The sequence below is a fragment of the Paenibacillus eucommiae genome (genome assembly GCF_017874215.1).
GTDB lineage: Bacteria > Bacillota > Bacilli > Paenibacillales > NBRC-103111 > Paenibacillus_AI > Paenibacillus_AI eucommiae.
On the sequence record NZ_JAGGLB010000032.1, the window covers coordinates 1 to 16,157 of the forward strand.

The following is a 16,157-nucleotide window of genomic DNA, read 5'->3' on the forward strand; positions in this document are numbered from 1 at the left end:
TGCTGTGGAGGGGGCTCCAAGTGTTTCGCAACGTCTTGGATACGTATCGATTCTTACTGTAAATTTCCGGAAACGTTGTGGGGCAAGCTTAGACTGCGGTGACCATTAGCGCACATGTTACCCTCGCCGATATGAAAAAAGCTATGACAAGTACCGGGCCGCTATCAAGCTGGCATTTTCGTAGCATTTAACCGCCATCGAATGTTAGCTTGACTGTCAAGCACTGATTATTAGGTTGAGCCTGATTTATGGTCACATTTTAACCGTGAAAAGGTTGCTTTCATTCAAGCTCGTTTAGTTCAGATAATGAGCTAAAGCGCATATATATGGGAATAAAGAAATTTGTGGGTTTGGGTACATCCATTTAATCAACATTTGCCTATGTCCTGCATACACTTGTAATGAATGATTGTATGGAGGAGGTTGAAAGGATGTCAATAGATAAGGATTTGCAATGCAGAGAGATTATTACCAAGGCTGTCTGCGGCAAAGGGCGTAAATTTTCGCATGTGAGCCATAATGTCACTCCACCCTTTTCTCCGACCAGTATTTTGGGCGCTTGGATTATTAACAATCAATACGAAGCAGTCCAATCCGGAGATGGCGTGGAGGTAATGGGTACTTACGATATCAACATTTGGTATTCACATGACCGCAACACGAAGACAGAGGTCGCAAAAGAAACAGTATCCTATGTAGAACTCATTCCACTAACGTACCTGGACAAAAAACATAAGACCGCTACCGCCGAGGTATCTGCCGCTGCTACTCAGGAGCCAAACTGTGTAGAAGCAAGTATTTCTTCTAGCGGCGATAGCGTGTTGATCCGGGTGGAACGTGAGTTTCAGGTAGAAATGATTGCAGAAACCAAGGTCTGCATTCTTATCTGTAATCACGGTTGTGACGATTTCGGCGATAAGCACGTCGATTTCGACGAAAGTGTGGATAATGATTTTGAAGATTTGGATGCTGAGCTGCTTGATGATGAAATCATTTAATCGAATCTTTACACCACTATATGCAGCATTGTAGATTCGGTAGAGGGCTATTGCCCTCTTTTTTGTTTCTTTTTGAGAAAATAGGCAGACGTCTAACATAATTTGAACTCGTATTCCGGAAGGGGGAGCCTTGTGCAAACTTTTTTGCTGCATTCGCAGGAGGAGGATGCCATCAAACTAACAGAGGGGCTTGCAGTCCCGAGCGGTTCTCAGCTTCCAACTGACTGGAAGGGGACGGCAGTCGTGAACTGGGGGGCCTATCTACAGGAGCAAACTCGTCAAGACTTGTTAACCCTACAGCCAGTAAAGGCAATCATAAGGGCTCAGCAGGTTAAAAAAAGAGAAGAGATATTAGAGCTGCATGGGATTAAGACAGCCGGGTCACATGTGCTCCAAAAGCAGAATCCCTATTTTCCTTTTAAATATAAGGTTGCTGTTTTTCACCTGCAAGCGCTTGCCATCTATGAGAAAAAAGAAAGCATGTGGGTTTCTGCCACTGGACCTGGGACAAAGAACTCTCAAGGTGCCGTTTCCACTGGCACTGGCATTGGCAGGGATTCGAGCTATAAGGAAGTTACTTACTCGCAGGCGACTTTTCATATGCGCAGAGCAGCGCGTGAGGCGATCAAAGCCATTTACGCCTTAGGCCTCGATTATGGGATTGTTACGATAGGCATTCTCTCCAGCGGTCATACGCTTGTGTTGAATGCTGATCCGGTTCCGAAGCTGAATCGCCGCCTGACGGAGCTGTTCGCGCGAGCTATCGAGCGCTATGATGCGGAGCTGACAAGTGAGCTTGCGCGCAGCGAGAGAGCGATGCTTGGAAGCGACCCCGAGTTCCTTCTGCTCAGCAAGCAGGGGAAGGTCGTTTCCGCTTCCCGCTTCCTGGAGCGGGAAGGGCCTGTCGGCTGCGATGCCATCGTGCTCAGCGGGCATCGCGTGATCCTGCCGCTGGCCGAGCTGCGCCCGCAGCCCAGCGTGGACCCGCGCCAGCTGGCGAGGAATCTGCATCGGACGATGCAGCTCGCCGCGCGCGCAATCCCAGACGAGAGCCTGGCGTGGCTCTCGGGCGGCATGCCGCTGAGGGGCTTTGCCCTCGGCGGACATATCCATTTCAGCCGCATATGGCTGAATGCGCATCTGCTGCGCGCGCTCGATAATTATCTCGCGCTGCCGCTGATGCAGATCGAAGGCGCGACGACGGCGCAGCGGCGCCCCCGCTATGGCTTCCTCGGCGACTTCCGGAGGCAGTCGCACGGCGGCTTTGAATACCGGACGCTGCCAAGCTGGCTGGTATCTCCGGCTGTGGCCCGCGGCGTATTTGCGCTTGCAGCCATAATTGCCGAGCATTATTTGTCGCTGCCGCGCCGCCCGCTTATGGAGCCGGATGTGCAGTCTTTTTATTACAGCGGGAAAAAAGAGAGCGTGCAGGAAGTCATTCAGCAGCTGTGGAATGACCTGGAGCAGCTGGAGAACTATGCTGAATATGCCGATTGCCTGGACCCGTTAAAAGCGATGATCATAAAAAGGGCACCATGGAACGAGCTGGCTGATTTTCGCAAGACTTGGAAAATCGCTGCCTATCGCTCTGAAAGAAGCTACCCTCTATGAATTCATGCTATAATAGACAAGTATGGGGTTTCCTGATAATAGAACATATACAGAATAATTTGTGATTTGGTTGGAGGAGAATATGGCTCAGTATACGCCGATGATTCAGCAGTACCTGGCCGTAAAGGCACAGGCACCGGATGCTTTTTTGTTTTTTCGTTTAGGAGATTTTTATGAGCTGTTTTTCGAGGATGCTGTAAATGCCTCAAGAGAATTGGAAATTACGCTTACGGGCCGCGGCGGCGGGATGGAGGAGCGCATTCCCATGTGCGGGGTTCCTTATCATGCAGCTGAGGGTTACGTGGCTAAGCTTATTGAAAAGGGCTTTAAAGTGGCTATCTGCGAGCAGGTGGAAGACCCGGCTGAGGCCAAAGGCGTGGTGCGGCGGGAGATTGTAAGAATTGTCACTCCAGGAACCGTGATGGAGAATAAGCTGCTCGGCGAAAAGAGTAACAACTACATAGTTTCTATTGTGTTCAAGGATGATTTATACGGGTTTACTGCTTGCGATATTTCAACGGGAGAGCTGTACACGACTTGGCTCGATAATTCTCTGGAGCTTGTGATCGATGAGCTGAATGTATATAATCCGGCAGAAATTATATCATCCGCTGCGCTTTTGGGAGACATTGGGAAGTTCACTTTAAGCTGGAGTAAGACGACCGTTTTGACAGAGTGGACAGATGTGGATGAGCAGCTGCTCGATGAACATTTCATAGCGGATGCTGCACTTTCCTCGCTGCTCCCAGTGAATCGTCACGGAATCGCCCTGCTGCTCACTTATCTTAGAGAAACTCAAAAAAGAGCGCTCACGCACGTCAAGCATATCCGCGTCTATGAGCATGATCAATATATGACGATGGATCCATTTACACGAAGAAATCTGGAGCTTGTCGAAACCGTCAGAGAGCGGACAAAGAAGGGCTCCTTGCTGTGGCTGCTGGACAAAACGGTAACCGCCATGGGAGCGCGGATGCTGCGCAGATGGATTGAGAAGCCGTTAATGAGCGTTTCACGTATTGAGGAACGGCTGGAGGCTGTTGATACTTTGTATCATCAGCTGATGATCCGCGAGGATTTAAAGCTTGCCCTGAAGGAAGTTTATGATTTGGAGCGTTTGGTGGCGCGTATATCCTACGGTAATGCCAATGCCCGTGATATGAATGCCCTCAAGCATTCATTGAAGCAGGTGCCTGCACTTAAGGAAGTGTGCGCATCCTCTGGATCTGAGACATTGCGCAAACTTGTTGACAATATGGATATGTGCGAAGACGTAATGTTGTGGATTACAGATGCGATTGAGGATGAGCCGCCAGTGTCGGTTCGTGATGGAGGGATCATCCGCGAGGGGTATCACTGCCATCTGGACCAGTTGAAAGAAGCGAGCAAAAATGGCAAGCAGTGGATTGCCGAGCTGGAGCGTAAAGAACGGGAAGCAACAGGCATCAAATCGCTGAAAATCGGCTACAACAAAATTTTTGGCTATTTTATCGAGATTACAAAAGCAAATATGGCTTCACTGCCTGAAGGCCGCTATGAGCGCAAGCAAACGCTGGCTAATGCTGAACGCTATGTAACCCCAGAGCTTAAGGAGAAGGAAGCGCTCATTCTGGAAGCACAGGATAAGATGGTAGACCTTGAATACGGGCTCTTCACAGAGCTGCGTGACCGCATTTCGGGTCATGTATCCCGCTTGCAGCTGCTGGCTGAACGAATCGCGGCCGCGGATGTGTATCAATCTCTTGCCGCCGTTAGTGCGGCGCAGCATTACTGCCGGCCGGAAATTGCCGAAGGCTATGACCTCCTGATTACTGAAGGCCGCCATCCTGTAGTGGAAGCTGTTCTGCAGGAAGGCTCTTTTATCGCCAATGAAACAAAGCTCAAGCAGGAAGAGGGACGCATTCTACTTATTACAGGCCCCAATATGGCAGGTAAAAGCACGTACATGCGGCAGGTGGCTGTTATTAGTGTAATGGCCCAGATCGGCTGCTTCGTACCCGCTGCATCGGCTAAAGTCGCGCTTACGGACCGGATCTTCACAAGAATTGGCGCTGCCGACGATCTGATCGGTGGACAGAGTACGTTCATGGTCGAGATGATGGACATTCAGGTTATGACGGAGAAAGCTACAGAGCGGAGCCTCGTTGTCATTGATGAATTAGGACGCGGCACCTCAACAGGTGAGGGAATGGCCATTGCGCAGGCTGTCATAGAGTTTCTGCATGATAAAGTCGGCTGCAAAACGCTGGTTTCGACACATTTCCACGAGCTGGCGCATCTGGAGGAAAGTCTGGTCTATCTGACGAATCACTGTATGGCTGTGAAGGAAAGCGGAGACCAGGTCACTTTCCTGCGCAAGCTGATTAAGGGAGCAGCGAGCACGAGCTATGGTATTTATTGTGCTGAAATTGCCGGTCTGCCGCAGACCATCATTGAGCGCTCTTATGAGCTGCTTAACGTTTTTACAGCGAGGGCGGAGCTGTTTGAGGCTGAAGCCGCTGCAGCTTTATCGACAGAACAGATCGCTGATGGACAAGCTGTGTACGCTGCGGCATCCAAGAAGGTCTCCGTAGAGGTTGAATCACCAAATACTTTGGCAAAAGGGCCCATAGTGCAGCTCTCTCTCTTTGAAGCGGACAGCGCTGCGCTGGACAAGCAGAAAAAGAAGCTGACACCCAAATATCAGCAGGTTATTGACCAGCTCAAGAGTTTGGATCTTATCAATATGACCCCGCTCCAGGCGCTCAACATGATTCACGACATGAGAAGCAGGCTGCAGGATACAGGCAGCACTGCTCTCAACGAAGAAGGAAGAGGGTAGACTATCATGATCAAGCAGTGGACGCAGTGGACGCAGTGGACGAAATTGAAATGGATGGTAGCGGTGACCGCCGCTATAGTCATGGCATTCCCTTTACTTGCGACAGCGAAGGGAAGCGATTCGGACACCCAGCAGGTGAGGGATATATTGTCACAAGTGCATGTCAGCGGCGTTAGCGAAAGTGCCCTGGCGGGTAAAAGTATTGATGAAATGCTCAAGCTCCTGGATGATCCGTACACGGATTATTTCAGCCCTGAGGAATTAGAGCAGTTCTCTAATATTCTGGAAAATAATTATGTGGGGATGGGCGCACGTGTCGGGTTTGATGAGAACGGCGTGTTTATCGTAGAGGTTTTCGCAGGCTCTCCAGCGGAAAAAGCAGGTATTCAGCGCGATGATTATATCAAGGCTGTTGATGGTGCTCCGACAGATGGCTTGGCCTTAGACGTTGTTGTTAATAAGATTAAAGGGGAAGCTGGAACTTCCGTTGAAGTAACGGTTGAGCGTGATGGAAAATTTATCAAATTTCCGCTTATCCGAGATGCTGTCAATATTCCAGAAGTGTACAGCAAACATTTTGAAGGCAATGTAGGGTATATGCAAATCACCGATTTCTCAAGCGACGCAGAGTTAGAATTTGACCAGCAGCTTAAAGAATTGCAAGTCAAGGGGCTTGATGCACTTATTATTGATCTTCGTAATGATCCCGGTGGACTTTTATCGACGGCATTAAATATCTCAAAACATTTTATTCAAGAAGGTACTCTTATTTATATGAAAGACCGCAATGACAACAGCACACCGTTGAAGATAACAGGCGGCTCCAAGCTGGGTGTTCCTGTTCATATCCTGCTCAACGAATATAGCGCAAGTGCTTCCGAGGTTTTGGCCGGTGCGCTTCAGGACTATGGCATTGCCAAGGTTATCGGTATGCAAAGCTATGGGAAAGGCAGTGTTCAGCGGCTTTATGGGCTGGAAGAAGGCGGAGCTCTCAAAGTTACGGTTGAAGAATATTTGACGCCTAACAAGCATGAAGTGAACCATGTAGGTATTACTCCTGATCTGAAGGTCGACGGGAGTGCTGCTCAAATGATAACCGCTCTGCGTAAATCGGGGATAACCGATATTAAGGTTCAAGTAAGCAAGCACAAAGTTCTTTTTAATGGTGTTGAGGTGATCGACTCCTTTAATCTTGTTCGTGAAAATGGCAAGCTTTTCGCACCAACCCGAGCACTAGCTGCTCTCATTAATGCTGAAATTTCCTGGAACGATAAGCTAAGAACGATTGATATTGCTTTTCAAGGTGGGAATCATTCTTTTTCCGCTGCTTCCAGCGATATCTTGATTGAGAATGGCACCAGCTATGTGAATGTAGAGCATTTCAGGAAGTTCTTTCCTCAGCTTGTAGTTGAAGACCAGGGGGAACAGCTAACTACTCTGACAGCAAGGGGGAATTAGCATATGGGCAAAATTCAACTGCTGAGCGAGCAAATCGCCAACCAAATAGCAGCTGGTGAAGTGGTGGAACGTCCATCGTCTGTGGTGAAGGAGCTTGTGGAAAATGCTATTGATGCAGGCAGCACACGGATTGATATTTCCATCGAAGAAGGAGGGCTTCAGCTCATTCGGGTAACTGACAACGGCTCAGGCATGGAAGCTGAGGACTCTGAAGTGGCCTTCCAGCGGCATGCAACTAGTAAAATCTCAACAAACAAGGATTTATTCTCGATCCGTACCTTGGGGTTCCGCGGTGAGGCGCTTCCGAGTATTGCCTCGGTTTCACGTCTGGAATGTGTTACAAGTGCAGAGAGCACAGGCTTAGGCCGCAAAATGGTGATGGAGGGCGGTACGATCCGCCTTGTGGAAGAAACAGCTGCGCCGCGGGGGACGGAAGTTACGGTCAGAGATTTATTCTTTAATACACCCGCACGCCTGAAGTATATGAAAACGATCCAAACTGAGCTTGGACATGTCTCAGATTTCATTTATCGCCTTGCCCTGGCTCATCCCAATGTTGCTTTTTCGCTCAAGCATAATGGCAATCTCCTGCTCCAAACGCTGGGAAAAGGGGATTTGCTGCAGGTGATCGCTGCTATTTATGGTTCTGCTGTCGGGAAGCAGATGCTGCCGCTGGAAGCGGAAAGCCTGGATTATCAAATATCCGGCTACATCGCGAAGCCAGAAATGACCCGGGCGAACCGCGGTGGCATCTCGACTATTGTGAACGGCCGCTATGTGCGCAATTTCGCACTCAATCAGGCGCTGCTGCAGGGCTATCACACCTTGCTGCCGATTCATCGTTATCCGATAGTTGTTTTGCAGATCAATATGGATCCGGAGCTTGTTGATGTCAACGTTCATCCTGCGAAGCTGGAAGTAAGATTCAGTAAGGAAGCAGAGCTCACAGCCTTGATTACTGCGGAAGTGAGGCGTGTCTTGGGTAAGCAGGTCTTAATCCCTCAGGGGAACAAGCAAAGTGCTCCGAAGGGCGTTTACATTCAAGAGCAGTTTGAATTGATTCGCAGGGCTGATCCTGAAGAGGCAGGCACTAACGAAGCAGCAGATGCAGAAGCGACTGCTGACAAACAATCGGCTTTAGAACCGCAATCGCAACCGCAATCGCAACCGCTGCCTGGAGATAAATTGCCTGAGGAGAATTTGCCGGAAGAAGGATTGCCTAAAAAAGAATGGACTAAACAAGAAATAGTTAAAGAAGAAGCTCCAATAGATGTGCCACACTCCAATACACTTCAGGCAAAACCATTACAAGTGGATCAGTTGCAAACGAATCAGTCACAGCAGCGGCAGCAGTCGCAATCGAATCAGTCACAGCAGCGGCAGCAGTCGCAATCGAATCAGTCGCAGCAGGTGAAGGAGTCATTGTCAGCCTACCCGGATGGGACATTTGCTTCTAGTACAGTTAGCTCAAATCGGCAGCAGACGACGCGCCAGCAATCAACACAAACATCATCACAATCATACGATTCAGGCAGGCCTAAGCCAACCTTCCAACAGCAGCGGCAGATAGCCGGGAACTTTATGGAGACGCTGCCTCATTCTACAAGTGCTGAGACTCAGGGCCTTCCTTCTTTTCCGAGTCTAACGCCGATTGGCCAAATGCATGGCACCTATTTGATTGCACAGAACAATGAGGGTCTGTTTTTGATTGATCAGCATGCAGCGCATGAGCGGATTCATTATGAATATTACTATGAGCGTTTCGGCAATCCGGTTGAAGCGAGTCAAGAGCTGCTAGTTCCCATCACTTTGGAATTTACGCCTTCCGAGGCTTTGGCCATTCGTGAGAGGTTTGCCCTGTTTGAGCAAGCTGGCGTTTATTTGGAGGCGTTTGGCGGCAATACCTTTTTGGTAAGAGCTCATCCGCATTGGTTTCCTGATGGTGAAGAAAAACAAATTATTGAAGAAATGTGTGATTGGATTCTTAGTGAGAGGAAGGCAGTGGATATTGCCAAGCTCCGCGAGAAATCCGCAATTCTATGTTCCTGTAAAGCTTCTATAAAAGCGAATCAAAGTCTGGGCATTCAGGAGATGGAGACGCTGCTTGACCGGCTTGCTGCCTGCCGGAATCCGTATACCTGTCCGCATGGAAGACCTATTGTCATTAGTTTTTCCACATATGAGCTCGAAAAAATGTTTAAGCGGGTGATGTAACCTAGTGTTAGTAACGACATCTTACGATCCAACCCAGGAGCTTCTTGATAAAGCGTGTAAGCTATCTGAAGCTTGGGGAGGATTTTATGTACCAAGACATAAGCTTTCGATTGAACAGCTAAGGCTGCGAAACGGGGATCAGGCGGTCCTGCTTGTTACCAAAGAAGAGATCAGGTACTATGGAGAAGGAAGGCCAGCGTTTTTTTTTCATCCAAGTATGGCCGCTATTCGAGTGAAACGTCTGTTACGCGGGGAGAAAGACCCGCTTCTGGAGGCTTCCGGCGTAGTGGAGCGGGATCATGTACTCGATTGTACAGCCGGCCTGGCGTCCGATTCGATCCTTTTTTCATTTGCAGCCGGAGAACATGGGGTAGTGACTGCGATCGAGAGTGAGAGGGTTCCGGCGTTATTGATTATGGAAGGGCTGCAAGGCTATCATTCGGATATCCCCGGGCTGAATGAAGCGATGAGGAGAATTCAGGTTAAGCATACGGATCACCTGGCCTATTTACGAACGCTGGAGCCTCAAAGCGTGGATACGATTTATTTTGACCCGATGTTTCGCAGTCCACTTGAGCAGTCTAACTCGATCTCTCCGCTTAGGGATGTTGCCAATGGAGAGGCGATAACGCTGGAAACGATCCTTCAGGCGAGAAGAGTGGCGAGGAAAAGCATCGTGCTTAAGGAAAGTAAGGACAGCCTGGAATTTGCGCGTCTTGGCTTTGACAGTGTGGCGCGATCAAGCACCAAAACAACGTATGGAGTGATTCGACTGTGATTGAAGGAGCAGCAAAGCCGCGTCTTTTAGTATTGATTGGCCCGACAGCGGTCGGGAAGACAAAGCTTAGTATGGAGATTAGCAAGCAATATCACTGTGAGATAATTTCCGGTGATTCTATGCAGGTGTACCGGGGTATGGATATAGGGACGGCAAAAGCGAGTGATGAAGAGCGCCGCCTGTTTCCTCATCACCTGATCGATATTCATGATCCGCAGGATCCCTTTTCCGCGGCTGAGTTCCAGGAACTTGTGCGGGATTTGATTCCGCAAATTAATGAGCGGGGTAAGCTGCCTTTTATAGTAGGAGGGACAGGGCTTTACATTGAATCAGTCTGTTATGATTTTCGGTTTACAAAGGTCGGATCAGACGAGGAATTTCGTAAAGAACAGGACGCTTTTGCGGATCTGCATGGTGAAGAAGCACTTCATCACAAGCTGCAACTGGTTGATCCAGAGTCTGCAGAGAGGCTTCATTATAATGACAGAAGGCGGGTTATTCGCGCCCTGGAAATTGCTCACTTGTCGGGGACCCCGCTATCCAAGCATCTGGAGGATCAAACGAAGGAATCTCCCTACGAGCTTTGCATCATTGGTCTGACTATGGACAGGGCTATGCTCTACAAAAGAATAGAAGCCCGGGTTGATGAGATGCTGGAAGCGGGTCTTGTGGAAGAGGTAAGAAGCTTGCTTGCTTCCGGCTGTCCGAAAGATGCGATTTCCATGCAGGGTCTTGGATACAAGGAAATAGCTGCTTATCTGGAGGGCGAGCTTACTCTGGAAGATGCGACAGTGCTGTTGAAAAGGAACACAAGACGCTATGCAAAGCGTCAATTGTCCTGGTTTCGTCATATGAAACAAATAAATTGGGTGGATTTAACGGATCAAACAAATTTTTCTGTCCATTTGAAAAAAATTAATGATATAATAACAGGAAAGTTCGTACAAGAAATTGAATATAATCAACAACCATTACTATAGAAATAGTGCCATAGGCAAATTAGTGCCGAGGGAGAACGTTTCGATTCCATTGAGGGGGACTTTACTGATGAACAAATCCATTAACATCCAAGACAATTTTCTTAATCAGCTGCGCAAAGAAAGCATTCCCGTAACCGTGTATTTGACTAATGGGTTTCAAATCAGAGGGGTTATCCGCGCTTTTGATAATTTCACAATTGTCATTGACAGCGAAGGTCGCCAGCAAATGGTTTACAAGCATGCCATCTCTACCTTCACTCCGCAAAGAGCTGTCTCTTTAATGACACCTGAAGCGTCTGAGTGATACGCAACTTTTTATTTTAGTCGTACGTCTAATCAAATAGGAACCAAATGGAGCAACCTTACATTCTGGGTTGTTCTTTTATTGAAAGAGAGAGAAACAGGAGAGGGAGTCGGTGGAATGGCATCTGCAAAAGATCCGAAAAAAGTTTCGAAGCCGCCGCAAAAAAAGCGTATCAAGAAAAAGTTCAGCTATAAAAAATTGCTTGTAGGCATGATTATTGCTGTTATTCTTGCTATCATTTGCGCACTTGGCGTGTACATCCTGATTATGTTGAATGGGTCTAAAATCATGAAGGAGAACATCGATAAGCTAGACCCGCCGGAAGCGACGATCATCTTTGATGTCGATGATAATGAGGTAGCCAGATTATCCCGTGAGAACCGCGAAAGTGTCAAAATTAAGGACGTGCCCAAGCTGCTGCAGGATGCCTTTATTGCCACTGAGGACCGCCGCTTTGAGTCACATTCGGGAATCGACTTGTGGGCGATTGGCAGAGCTCTTGTCACTGACGTTATGCATCTCAGCGCAGTAGAAGGCGGAAGCACCATTACTCAGCAATTGGCCAAAAATCTGTACCTGAGCTCGGAAAAAACTGCATTCCGTAAAGCTTCCGAGGTATCAATTGCGATAGAATTGGAAAGAAGATATGAGAAGGAAGAAATATTAGAGAGATATTTAAACCGTATTTTTTTCGGCAGCCGTGCTTATGGCATTAAAGCGGCGGCGCAAGTGTATTTTAATGAACCAAATTTGAATAACCTTGATCTTTGGGAAATGGCTACCTTGGCTGCATTGCCGAAGGCGCCGTCACGCTATTCGCCAATCGCGAATCCAGATAAGTCCAAGGAGCGCAGGGCAGTTGTGCTTAGACTTATGGCAGATCAAGGCTATATCACAGAAGCGCAAAGAGCAGAAGCGGCAGCTGTGGATTACGTAGCGCCAGTAACTACTAAGGGCAATACGGATTATGAAAGCTTTCTTGATTACGTAGTTAAAGAAGCAGAGGATGTCTATGGTATTGAGGAAGATGAACTGCTTACCAAGGGCTACCGTATCTACACAACGATGGTTGCCAAAACGCAACAAATTATCGAGCAAACCTATGCGGATCCGAAGTTTTTTCAAAAGGATGCTGTAGATGGAGAAAAAATTCAGAGTTCTATGGTCATTATTAATCATCAGGATGGTGGTATCGTCGGGATGATCGGCGGCCGGGATTACCAGCGCAAGGGATTGAATCGTGCCCTTAGCTTAAGGCAGCCTGGATCTTCTTTCAAGCCAATCACTGTCTACGCTCCCGCATTGGAAAGCGGCGATTACAATCCGTACTCCATTCTTCAAGATAAGACTCAAACGTATGGAAAGGGCAGCAGTGCATATACACCGCGCAACTATGATCGTCAGCAGCATGGAGAAGTCACGATGATGGAGGCTGTCAGGAAATCTTACAATTTATCGGCTGTATGGCTGCTGAATGAAATGGGTGCCAGCAAAGGTTATAAATTTGCCGAGAAATTGGGTTTGAAGCTGGATAGCGCCAAGGATACTAATCTTGCGATAGCTCTTGGGGGATTGACCCACGGTGTATCGACGCTGAATATGGCTTCGGCCTATAGCGCTTTTGCCAATGAAGGTATCCAGCATACATCGCATGCTATTAAATCTATCAAAAAAAGCAGCGGTCAGGAAATAGCCGTATTTAAATCAGACCCTCAAAAGGTCATGTCACAAAAGACCGCTTATTATATGACCCTCATGCTGCGTGGGGCAGTTGAAAGCGGAACGGGTGTAAAAGCGAAGTTTGACCGGCCAGTTGCTGGTAAGACGGGATCAACGGGACTTGATATCAAGGGCATTGAGAAATATGACCGGGATGTCTGGTTCGTTGGCTATACACCTGAGTGGACAGCGGCTGTGTGGGAAGGCTTTGATAAAACGGATTCGAAGCATTATGTGACTGTCGGCAGCGGGAACACCGCAGCTATTTTCAAGGAGGTTATGTCGAAGGCGTTAGATGGAAAACCGATTGCTGACTTTAAAAAGCCAAGTGGCGTTGATGAGCCGGTTAAGACTGAGCCTCCGAAGGGAATTGCCGATTTATCCGCTGTATATGTAACGGAGAACAGGTCAGTCAAGCTTAGCTGGACCCCATTGGATGAGAGTGCCATCTATCAAGTGTTCCGTATGGATTCTTCACAGCAAGAAGCACAGATGCTGGTTCAATCCTCGAATCCAGTAGTTAACGACACAACAGTGGAGCCAGGTAAGGTTTATCAGTATTATATTGTTCCTTTAAATGCGGAAACTTCAGATGCCGGCGAAAAATCAAATATAGCAAGCGTCGAGATTCCTGAGGATGAATCGAGTGTAGATCCATTGGATCCTTCCACTTCTCCGTCACCTTCCCCGGATGGTGAAAATGGAGAAGGGAATGAAGGGGAGAATGGGAACGGTAATGGTAATGGTAATGGTAATGGTAATGGTAATGGTAATGGCAACGGCAATGGAAACGGAAACGGAAACGGTAATGGCAATGGCAATGGCAACGGAAATGGCAATGGAAGCCCATCCCCAGAACCGAGTAACTCACCAGATCCATCTCCAGGTGATGGAGGTGGTGAGACCTTGGGAGGGACAGCAAGCCCGTCTCCCACTCCTTCTCCCAGCCCGAGCCCTAGTCCCACCCCTGCCGAATAAGGCAGGGTGGGGTTATCACACATATTCAGGAGGAAAGTTAACCAATGAAAATCAGAAGATCCAGATTAGTTCTATTAACCATGCTTGCTCTACTCGTTATGATCGTATCGGCTTGCGCCAATTCTAATGGCGATAAAGAAGGTTCCGGCTCAAGTGCATCTCCTAATCCGTCTGCTTCTCCTTCACCGGAGGTAAAAGAGCCTAAGCAGTGGAGTAAAGCTCCTGATATGGCTATCGATCCAGACAAATCATATGAGGCGGAGTTTGACACATCCAAGGGCAAGTTTACAGTTCAGCTTTTTGCCAAAGAAGCTCCGAAGACGGTCAATAACTTTGTTTTTCTTTCGAAAGAAGGCTTTTATGATGATGTGATTTTCCACCGCATTGTGAAAACATTTATGATTCAAACAGGAGATCCATTAGGAAACGGAATGGGTGGTCCAGGGTACAAAATTGAGGATGAGCTTAATTCTCCATACAAATATGACCCAGGAATTGTAGCAATGGCTAAAACGAGAGAGCCTAATTCTGGTGGAAGTCAATTCTTTATTTGTACGGGTGACGATTGTGGACGTAACTTGAATTCGAACCCAAATTACACCATTTTCGGAAAAATAATTGAAGGCATGGATAATGTTCAGAAAATTGCTGAAATTCCAGTGACTATGAACCCAAACAGTGGGGAGTCTAGTCTTCCTACAGAAGAAGTGAAAATTAATACGATTACGATTAAGGAAAAATAACTCACACATCAAGCAGGCAACGAAGGAGGCTGACTCTTTTGTCTATTGAACCATCTCAGAAGCTGCCGTGTTTATTGCTTCACGGTTTTACGGGAGGACCGTTCGAGCTGCAGCCGCTGGCCGATTATTTGCGAAGCTCAGGGAGGTCTTGTGAAGTGCCCAGACTGCCTTGGCACGGAGAAGATCTAGCTCAGCTAAAAACGGGGCACTGGACGAAATGGATTCAATCTGCAGAGTGGTATGCGGAGCGCATGAGTGCAGCCTATGGAAGCTTTGATATCATTGGATTTTCCATGGGCGGCTTGCTCGCAGCTTACATAGCAGCTCGCTACCCGGTGAGGAAGCTGATCCTTCTTAATGCCTCTGTTGTATACATAAGCCCCTCAAGGCTGCTTAAAGTGATCCATGAGAGATGGAAGCATCGTGACGTACAGGACCTGGACAAGGTGAAATCGACGCCGATTCGCGCTACTTGGCAATTTACCCGTATTGTCAGGCATCTACGGCCTGAGCTAACGAAAGTAAGAGTACCTACCTTTATTGCGCAAAGTGAACAGGATCATGTGATCCATCCGCTGAGTGCGCGTTACATTTATAACAAACTTGGCGGCTATCGCGAACTTAGCTGGTTTCCTAAATCAAGGCATTTAATATGTCTTAGTGATGAGTCTGTGCGATTATTCCATGAGGTTGATGTTTTTTTGGAGAAAGAATGCGGGGGTGAGAATGATGAGAAGGACAAAGCCCCATTCTGAGATTACACGTGGAGCGGGAGTCGTATCAATACATAAAGCATCATCTGTGCGAACCCTTCGCTTTTGGTTGAGAGGCCTGTTGATTCTCCTGCTAGCAGGTATCATATGGGTCGTTTTTATACAATGGAAAATACAAAGTGTTCCACACTATAAGCTTCCCGCGGCTGCAGATGTTGGCATTGTGCTTGGCGCATCTCTCTGGAATGATACTCCAAGCCCGGGACTTAGAGAACGCTTGGATCTGGCAGTAAAGCTTTATCATGAGGGAAAGTTTAAGCAAATTATCGTTTCAGGCGGGCTTGATCATAACGGATCGCGGTTAACTGAAGCTGAGGGCATGAGGAATTATTTAGTTATGCAGGACATTCCGGAGGCAGATATTTGGTTGGAGCCTGAAGCTACCAGCACTTATGAGAATCTGTTATTCAGTAAGCGGATTATGGATGCGGAAGGTTTTGTTACAACGATTATTATGACACATGAGTATCACGGAGCACGTTCCTTGGATATTGCGCAAACGATCGGGTTAAAGCAACCTGCTGTTGCTACAACGGCCTCCAAAGTCATGTACATGCCTTATCATGAAGCGCGCGAAACATTAGCATTCAGCAAGTGGTATTGGACGAAGCTAATGCTTAAAAGCGGTCTGATGGCAAACTAGCAAAAAAAATGACTGTCTAGAAGAAAACGCCTAAATTCCTCTGTAATTACTCGGAAATGAGTTAGAACTGTGCTTTTGTGGGACATAACTCTATTTGCATAATTATTTAGTATGATGTATGATTCGTTGTGTAGATT

General features: G+C 47.6%; 12 protein-coding genes. All 12 read left to right on the forward strand.

The window, feature by feature from the left end; genetic code table 11:
• Positions 1–431 precede the first annotated feature (431 nt).
• Positions 432–998 (forward strand): outer spore coat protein CotE, encoded by a 567-nt coding sequence (locus J2Z66_RS32840; protein ID WP_209977007.1) that lies wholly within the window; start codon positions 432–434, stop codon positions 996–998.
• 132 nt (positions 999–1,130) lie between these two features.
• Positions 1,131–2,609 (forward strand): putative amidoligase domain-containing protein, encoded by a 1,479-nt coding sequence (locus J2Z66_RS32845; protein WP_209977008.1) that lies wholly within the window; start codon positions 1,131–1,133, stop codon positions 2,607–2,609.
• Between the two features lie 82 nt (positions 2,610–2,691).
• Positions 2,692–5,430 (forward strand): DNA mismatch repair protein MutS, encoded by a 2,739-nt coding sequence (mutS, locus tag J2Z66_RS32850; RefSeq protein ID WP_209977009.1) that lies wholly within the window; start codon positions 2,692–2,694, stop codon positions 5,428–5,430.
• A gap of 6 nt (positions 5,431–5,436) precedes the next feature.
• Entirely contained in the window at positions 5,437–6,888 is a 1,452-nt protein-coding gene (locus J2Z66_RS32855) for a S41 family peptidase (protein WP_209977010.1), read from the forward strand.
• 3 nt (positions 6,889–6,891) lie between these two features.
• On the forward strand, positions 6,892–9,102 hold the full coding sequence (gene mutL, locus J2Z66_RS32860; RefSeq protein ID WP_209977011.1) for a DNA mismatch repair endonuclease MutL: 2,211 nt from the start codon (positions 6,892–6,894) through the stop codon (positions 9,100–9,102).
• A gap of 4 nt (positions 9,103–9,106) precedes the next feature.
• Positions 9,107–9,880, forward strand: coding sequence for a class I SAM-dependent methyltransferase (locus J2Z66_RS32865; protein WP_209977012.1), 774 nt, complete (start codon positions 9,107–9,109; stop codon positions 9,878–9,880).
• Positions 9,880–10,860, forward strand: a complete 981-nt coding sequence (gene miaA, locus J2Z66_RS32870) for a tRNA (adenosine(37)-N6)-dimethylallyltransferase MiaA (RefSeq protein ID WP_209977114.1) — start codon at positions 9,880–9,882, stop codon at positions 10,858–10,860. The genes J2Z66_RS32865 and miaA overlap by 1 nt, the downstream gene beginning before the upstream one ends.
• A gap of 67 nt (positions 10,861–10,927) precedes the next feature.
• Positions 10,928–11,164 carry an RNA chaperone Hfq gene (hfq, locus tag J2Z66_RS32875; RefSeq protein WP_209977013.1) on the forward strand — a complete coding sequence of 79 codons (237 nt, stop codon included), beginning with the start codon at positions 10,928–10,930 and terminating at the stop codon, positions 11,162–11,164.
• A gap of 117 nt (positions 11,165–11,281) precedes the next feature.
• Positions 11,282–13,861, forward strand: coding sequence for a transglycosylase domain-containing protein (locus J2Z66_RS32880; protein WP_209977014.1), 2,580 nt, complete (start codon positions 11,282–11,284; stop codon positions 13,859–13,861).
• A 44-nt stretch (positions 13,862–13,905) separates the two neighbouring features.
• On the forward strand, positions 13,906–14,604 hold the full coding sequence (locus J2Z66_RS32885) for a peptidylprolyl isomerase (RefSeq protein WP_209977015.1): 699 nt from the start codon (positions 13,906–13,908) through the stop codon (positions 14,602–14,604).
• Positions 14,605–14,642: 38 nt separating this feature from the next.
• Positions 14,643–15,359, forward strand: a complete 717-nt coding sequence (locus J2Z66_RS32890; protein ID WP_245376026.1) for an alpha/beta hydrolase — start codon at positions 14,643–14,645, stop codon at positions 15,357–15,359.
• On the forward strand, positions 15,331–16,020 hold the full coding sequence (locus tag J2Z66_RS32895; protein WP_245376027.1) for a YdcF family protein: 690 nt from the start codon (positions 15,331–15,333) through the stop codon (positions 16,018–16,020). The genes J2Z66_RS32890 and J2Z66_RS32895 overlap by 29 nt, the downstream gene beginning before the upstream one ends.
• Positions 16,021–16,157 lie beyond the last annotated feature (137 nt).

Bases quoted from the DNA above. Each gene is read 5' to 3' on its own strand.
- J2Z66_RS32840 (WP_209977007.1), top strand. From the start codon at position 432: ATGTCAATAGATAAGGATTTGCAATGCAGAGAGATTATTACCAAGGCT.
- mutS (WP_209977009.1), top strand. From the start codon at position 2,692: ATGGCTCAGTATACGCCGATGATTCAGCAGTACCTGGCCGTAAAGGCA.
- J2Z66_RS32855 (WP_209977010.1), top strand. From the start codon at position 5,437: ATGATCAAGCAGTGGACGCAGTGGACGCAGTGGACGAAATTGAAATGG.
- mutL (WP_209977011.1), top strand. From the start codon at position 6,892: ATGGGCAAAATTCAACTGCTGAGCGAGCAAATCGCCAACCAAATAGCA.
- hfq (WP_209977013.1), top strand. From the start codon at position 10,928: ATGAACAAATCCATTAACATCCAAGACAATTTTCTTAATCAGCTGCGC.
- J2Z66_RS32880 (WP_209977014.1), top strand. From the start codon at position 11,282: ATGGCATCTGCAAAAGATCCGAAAAAAGTTTCGAAGCCGCCGCAAAAA.
- J2Z66_RS32885 (WP_209977015.1), top strand. From the start codon at position 13,906: ATGAAAATCAGAAGATCCAGATTAGTTCTATTAACCATGCTTGCTCTA.
- J2Z66_RS32895 (WP_245376027.1), top strand. From the start codon at position 15,331: ATGATGAGAAGGACAAAGCCCCATTCTGAGATTACACGTGGAGCGGGA.